General features: G+C 33.4%; 9 protein-coding genes. All 9 read left to right on the top strand.

The window, feature by feature from the left end; genetic code table 11:
• Nucleotides 1–818: 818 nt before the first annotated feature.
• The gene (locus KKC53_03555; protein ID MBU2598241.1) at nucleotides 819–983 is read left to right on the top strand and encodes a hypothetical protein; all 165 of its coding nucleotides are present in this window, start codon (nucleotides 819–821) and stop codon (nucleotides 981–983) included.
• A 646-nt stretch (nucleotides 984–1,629) separates the two neighbouring features.
• The gene (locus KKC53_03550; GenBank protein MBU2598240.1) at nucleotides 1,630–1,800 is read left to right on the top strand and encodes a hypothetical protein; all 171 of its coding nucleotides are present in this window, start codon (nucleotides 1,630–1,632) and stop codon (nucleotides 1,798–1,800) included.
• A gap of 275 nt (nucleotides 1,801–2,075) precedes the next feature.
• On the top strand, nucleotides 2,076–2,219 hold the full coding sequence (locus KKC53_03545) for a hypothetical protein (protein MBU2598239.1): 144 nt from the start codon (nucleotides 2,076–2,078) through the stop codon (nucleotides 2,217–2,219).
• A 516-nt stretch (nucleotides 2,220–2,735) separates the two neighbouring features.
• On the top strand, nucleotides 2,736–2,939 hold the full coding sequence (gene yidD / locus KKC53_03540; protein ID MBU2598238.1) for a membrane protein insertion efficiency factor YidD: 204 nt from the start codon (nucleotides 2,736–2,738) through the stop codon (nucleotides 2,937–2,939).
• 94 nt (nucleotides 2,940–3,033) lie between these two features.
• Nucleotides 3,034–3,255: a DUF4177 domain-containing protein gene (locus KKC53_03535; GenBank protein MBU2598237.1), complete on the top strand. Its 222-nt coding sequence runs from the start codon at nucleotides 3,034–3,036 to the stop codon at nucleotides 3,253–3,255.
• A 308-nt stretch (nucleotides 3,256–3,563) separates the two neighbouring features.
• The gene (locus tag KKC53_03530) at nucleotides 3,564–4,244 is read left to right on the top strand and encodes an ankyrin repeat domain-containing protein (GenBank protein MBU2598236.1); all 681 of its coding nucleotides are present in this window, start codon (nucleotides 3,564–3,566) and stop codon (nucleotides 4,242–4,244) included.
• Between the two features lie 190 nt (nucleotides 4,245–4,434).
• Nucleotides 4,435–4,575 carry a hypothetical protein gene (locus tag KKC53_03525; protein MBU2598235.1) on the top strand — a complete coding sequence of 47 codons (141 nt, stop codon included), beginning with the start codon at nucleotides 4,435–4,437 and terminating at the stop codon, nucleotides 4,573–4,575.
• Between the two features lie 10 nt (nucleotides 4,576–4,585).
• Nucleotides 4,586–4,747: a hypothetical protein gene (locus tag KKC53_03520; protein ID MBU2598234.1), complete on the top strand. Its 162-nt coding sequence runs from the start codon at nucleotides 4,586–4,588 to the stop codon at nucleotides 4,745–4,747.
• A 34-nt stretch (nucleotides 4,748–4,781) separates the two neighbouring features.
• Nucleotides 4,782–5,529: protein kinase (locus KKC53_03515; protein ID MBU2598233.1), on the top strand; the 748-nt coding region annotated here is incomplete at its 3' end.

The following is a 5,529-nucleotide window of genomic DNA, read 5'->3' as shown; positions in this document are numbered from 1 at the left end:
GTTAGAAAAGAGTTAAAAAAAGTTGCATAAAAAAGTTTAAAATTATCTTGATTTTTCAGATGGGAAGTTCAGGTCTTGTAATATAACAAAGTATATAATATGACAGGGGACAGTTTCTGCCACACTTAAATATATAATAATTTTTAAAAATTTCAAGAATTTCAAAATTCTAAAGTCTTTCTAAATTCCTAAAAGGTAATTACCCTAAGAGAAGAACTCGGAAAATTTAAAAAACCACAAGAACTCATCCAAATACCGGAACTAACCAATCTCGAATGGAAGGAATGGAAAGAAAGGGAGTAATAATTACAGTTGAATAAAAATAAAACACTTTTCACAAAAAAGAAGGGTTTTATAATAATTTTTTCCGTACTTTTTTGTTATATTTTAAGAAATTACAATATATCAAACGGGAAAGCCTAAGACCTTATTCTTTATCTTTTCATATTATGCCAGAATAGGCTTCTATGTTTTTACAATAGTCCATTGATTAAGTTGCATAATTAAATACCTCTTTTGGTGGTATAAATATACCAAATAAGTTACTTAATTACTGAGCATTAACAACAGGTCCCGTTTTCCCAAAAAAGTAAAATAAGCATTATAGGAATAATTTAATATTAAATATAAAAAGTAAATATAATCTCTCCATCAGGAAGACAGCTAAAATATTGGGTATTAATCTGCGGGGTATAACAGCGAGAATTAAAGTGTGTCAAAGAACCGTCCCCTGACACATGTTTCGGTAGTTAGGTAATGGCAACTTTCGGTGGCGAAGAAGTGATTGAATTCTAAATAAAGAAAGGAGAAAAAATACTATGGCTACATGTAAAACTTGTAATGGTAAAGGCTCAGTCAAATGTCCTACCTGCAAGGGGCAAGGTCGGATAGTACCTATCTTTGGCTCCACTTATACCTGCAAAAATTGTGAAGGTTCTGGAGTGGTTAAATGTGGAGTGTGCAAAGGAAAAGGCTCTGTGTAGTAAAAACATGATGGACATTTTGGTTAATAACGGACTAGTGTTGATACCTTTCAGAAAATCGGCAGACGATTATTTCAATATCTCAAGCTATCCTGCCGGCTTTGTTAATCCTAAATGTTAGGAAGAAAGAAAGGGGATAGGTTACTTTATTACCAGCATGGGATAGACCATGGCTGGAAACGGTTCTTTAACATATTTTAAGAAATTATAATATGTCAGATGTTGAAAATAGATCTTGTTTTATTTTTAAATCCTTTAGTATTATATACTTTTCTTTTAACTTTGTTCTATAAAAAAAATGAGTTTTAATTTTAAGCAGTAAATAAATAGTACTGCTGAAAAGCAACAGGGGGACGTTGTATTAGCTCAGTGATTCAATAACTTTTGCTAAATTTTCATAAGGCGTCTAATACTTCCAGCCCCCAACGTGTTTTCGTAATTGAGTTAATATAAAGAACCAATCTATGATATAAAAACAATTATTTAAATCTTATTAACATTATATGGTTACAAAAACTGGTTTCCCATTTTTTTGAAAAAATATTTAGCATTAATTTGTATTAAATCCTATTTTTTTAAATATACCTTTAAAATCTTTTTTACTTGCTATAATTGAAAATAAAAATAATAAATGGAGGATGTTAAAATGTCAAAAAGAATATGTTCTAGCTGTGGGAAAGAAAAAGATGTACAAGGTGGTAAAACTTGTGTAAATGGGCACTTTATTTGTAAAAATTGTGTTTATGCAGGTGTAGGTTTTATGGGATTTGGAAGTGTATTGAGTACTTGTCCGCTTTGTAAAAAGCCATTAAAATAAATAATAAATAAAAACATGAAATTAATTACCAGATATAATTAAAAACTTAAAATAATTTTTTTATGGGTATATGTGAATAAGTTCTATTTATATTTATCCGAGAATCTGCATGAGCCTTTAGAAAACAGGCTTAACCCATTGATATATAAGGCTCACAAAGAATTCAACTTTTCACCCAAAAGGTGAAGCAAATATATACAAAAAATGCCCTCAAAGTGGTATAATTAGTGGTCTTGAGCCTACTAAAAACCCAAAGAAAAGGAGCACTTAATGGCATGATTGATAAGATTGAATTCACAGCAACAAACCTTACCTCAAATGCAGGAGTTTTACTACTCCTTAATTATACAGAGGAACAAAGAACATTTCAAGCAATTGCCGAAATTTTGGTCTTTGACAATGAAAGCACGAAGAAATAAAGATGAACCACTTAAAAACTTTGATTTGTGGCGGTTTTGTAGGTGCAGATAAGCTGGAAAGGTCTCTTTTGTTAAAAGTAGAGTAGTTAATGTTGAAGGGAATCAGGAGGAGCCGTTAAAGGATACAATCCTCATCACAAGGGGAATAATTGTTACAACATTCTGATGGCATTTTGTGATGAATTAAAGGCTTATATTACAGGCTTTATGCGTTCTGGAAATACATACACCTCTAATGGTGCTGCCGAAATGATAAAAGAAATCATTGCAAACCTCCGAGATGAAGTGGACAACATCGTTTTTTAGAATGGACAGCGGTTATGAAAGCGAAGAGATCGCAGAATTTATTGAGAAATCAGGATACCAGTACGTTGTAAAAGCCAAGGAATACTCGAAACCTGCTTGATAAAGCTTATGACAGACCGGTTAAAATTTGGGAAGATTATGGTTATCAAAAGCAAGCTATGTTTGTCTTCATGAAGCCTGACCAATGGAGCAAGGCAAGGAATGAAATCAATGAGAAGGTTTTTCATTTTTTTAGTTAAGGTATATCAAAAATTATCATCATGGAAAAATGACTCACCTTGTCGTTTTAAGCCAACTTGTTCTGAATATATGATTTTATCTATTGAAAAATATGGTATTGTAAAAGGTATTATAAAAGGAATAAGAAGGGTATTCCGTTGCCATCCACCTAATGGGGGTATTGATTATCCATAATGATTGTTCCTGGAAATAGGATTACAGAAAATTTGTTCTATAGTTTCAGATTATCGTCGGACAAAATTTGACAAAGAGGGGAGGTGAAAAGAATATGGCACAGTACAAAGTAGAATTTTTGCCAGCCGACCTTGTCGTTAAAACGGGAGAAACGCAAGCAGCTGCTAGTACAATTGAAAGCATACTCAATAAATATGCTTCCCAAGGATGGCAACTGGTACAAATTGGTCAAGTATCTGTAACAGAAAAGGGTGGTTGTTTTTTTGGTGGTAAACCACAAACGTTTAGTTACAACATGGTGGTGTTTGTAAAATAGAAAACTTAGAGAACTGTAGTAGGCGTGGTATCAATAGAACATATGACGCTATGCCCGCACAGTTAAACATATGCAGTAAAAAAACAGTGATTTCTTATAAGTTTGCTTGTTACATTTATTGGCAAGGCATCCTCTGCTGGCGATGTGATGCGGAAGGCAGAAGCGTTCTATATAACAAATAGTCAAAATTTGGTGTTGCAAAAGATTGCCACTATGATGCTTATGGGAATTGTAGAGTCTGCGGTACCAAATCAGAATAAGCAGTTGCGACATGGATAAAGAACTAAAAGGGTAAAAAGCAGGGAGTTATGGACTTAAATGAAGTTTTATTGGATGCAGCAAGAGAAGGTAACCTGCTCGTATTAAAAGCAGCTATAGAGAAAGGAGCGGATGTTAATGCGAAAAGCAATGACGGTAGAACTGCTTTAATGATTGCTTCTGAAAAAGGATATACAGATATAGTGAAGTATCTCATAGAAAAGGGAGCTAAAGAGGTGAAAGCGGATGAATTAAACCAATCACAGGGTAAAACTACCACTTTTAAAAAGGAAAAACTAATGAGTGTAAAAGAATTATTAGAAGCAGCGGCAAGAAAATTAGGATGTGAGTTAAAAAAGATTGGCGAGGATGACAGATTTTTTATGATGATTGTCCCTCTTGAAAATAACAGAGAGCAGACTGTTCTTTCGGTAGTAATAGATACGAAGGACTATCTGAGGTTTATTTCTTTCTTTGGTGTGGCAACAGCACTTAATTTGAAGGTAGCGATTATTTTATTGAGAGATAATCTATCAATGCGCGGGGTAGCCACTACTATTCTTGATTTTGATCTGAGGGATGGTCAAGGGGAAGTGCCGCGTCTTGCAATAGTTGGAGAGCAACTTATTGCTACTGCAGATTTGGATGAAGTTGTTGACAAAATAAGAAATGTGGCACAAAATGCCGATAAATATGAAGAAATAATAACCTGTGGAGGAGATAGATTATAAAAGACGATTGTTATTTCTATATTTAAATCCTAAAAATAAAATTGTGCGAAGTTAATGTTGCGTTTACTTATTAGGTGACAAGTACGAGCATATTGTGTACAAAAAAGTTCAGGATGTATCGGAAGTTATATTTGTGGAGTAATTAAGGGAAAAAATAGAAAAAATTTATTTAATTTAAACAAAAAATTTTATGGAATATCGAAATAAAAAGAAAGAAGCAGAAGAAAAGAAAAGAACGACCTATCCTTCAGAAGAGGAAAAAGAAGGTAAAGAATGCCCTAATTATCATAGGTTATATAAATCATGGGACCGGTGGACGTACATCTTATAGAGCAACATTAATGTTTGGAATAAATATTATAAAGCTAATATTTGATCATGAAAATGGATGTGGTACTTGGGCTATGCTTTATATTGATTCAGGGGATTATAAAATATCTTTTGGTGGTAGTTGTGACCAACAATTTATGGTAATACTTACAGGAGAATCTACAAAAAACTGAAACAGTTGCTATTAAAAATAGAGGAGGATAAATTATGAATGAGAAAACCAAAGGAACTATTCGGGATGATGGTTCAGTGATTTCGTCAGGAGTTACACCCTCAGGTACAGGAACACAAAGGGATACTCAACCAGTAATTTCTTCTGGTATTGTACCAGGAACACCCCAGCCACAGATTATTTCATCAGGTATGTCCACTCCTGGTAGTGATATAGTTCTCAATGATGAGAACTACAAAATATTAAAAGTTATTGCAAAGTCTACCGGAGAAGCAGAGGTTTATTTAGCAGAAAAAGAAAATCAGAAATATGTCTTTAAGTATTATTTCCCAAACTTTAAGCCGAAAGATAGTCTCCTGAAGCAATTAAAAGGGTTGCACCACGATGATACAGTTGACCTTATTGATTATGGTTATTACTGTGATAGGTTTTTTGAAGTTTTAGAGTATGCAGCAGGTGGAAGTTTAATGGATGTAAAAGAAGATGGGACATATAAATACATACCAATCAAGGACATAACCAGAATAAAACAAATAGTGAAGGAAGTAGTTAATGCACTTAACTTTTGCCACTCCAAAGGTATAATACATAGGGATCTGAAGCCCGAGAATATATTTTTTAAGAATCCTGATGGAACAGATATTTTGATTGGTGACTTTGGTATTTCATCAATGCTTGATGAAGGATTATCCAAACATATGACCGGTCAGGCAAGAACAGAAATTTATGCTGCACCTGAACTTTACCAGAGTATTGGTGGAAAAACTATTATTTCCAAAGAAG

Source organism: Actinomycetota bacterium, assembly GCA_018830725.1.
In the GTDB taxonomy this organism is placed as follows: Bacteria; Actinomycetota; Humimicrobiia; order JAHJRV01; family JAHJRV01; genus JAHJRV01.
This window is presented reverse-complemented; position numbering and strand designations above follow the sequence as displayed.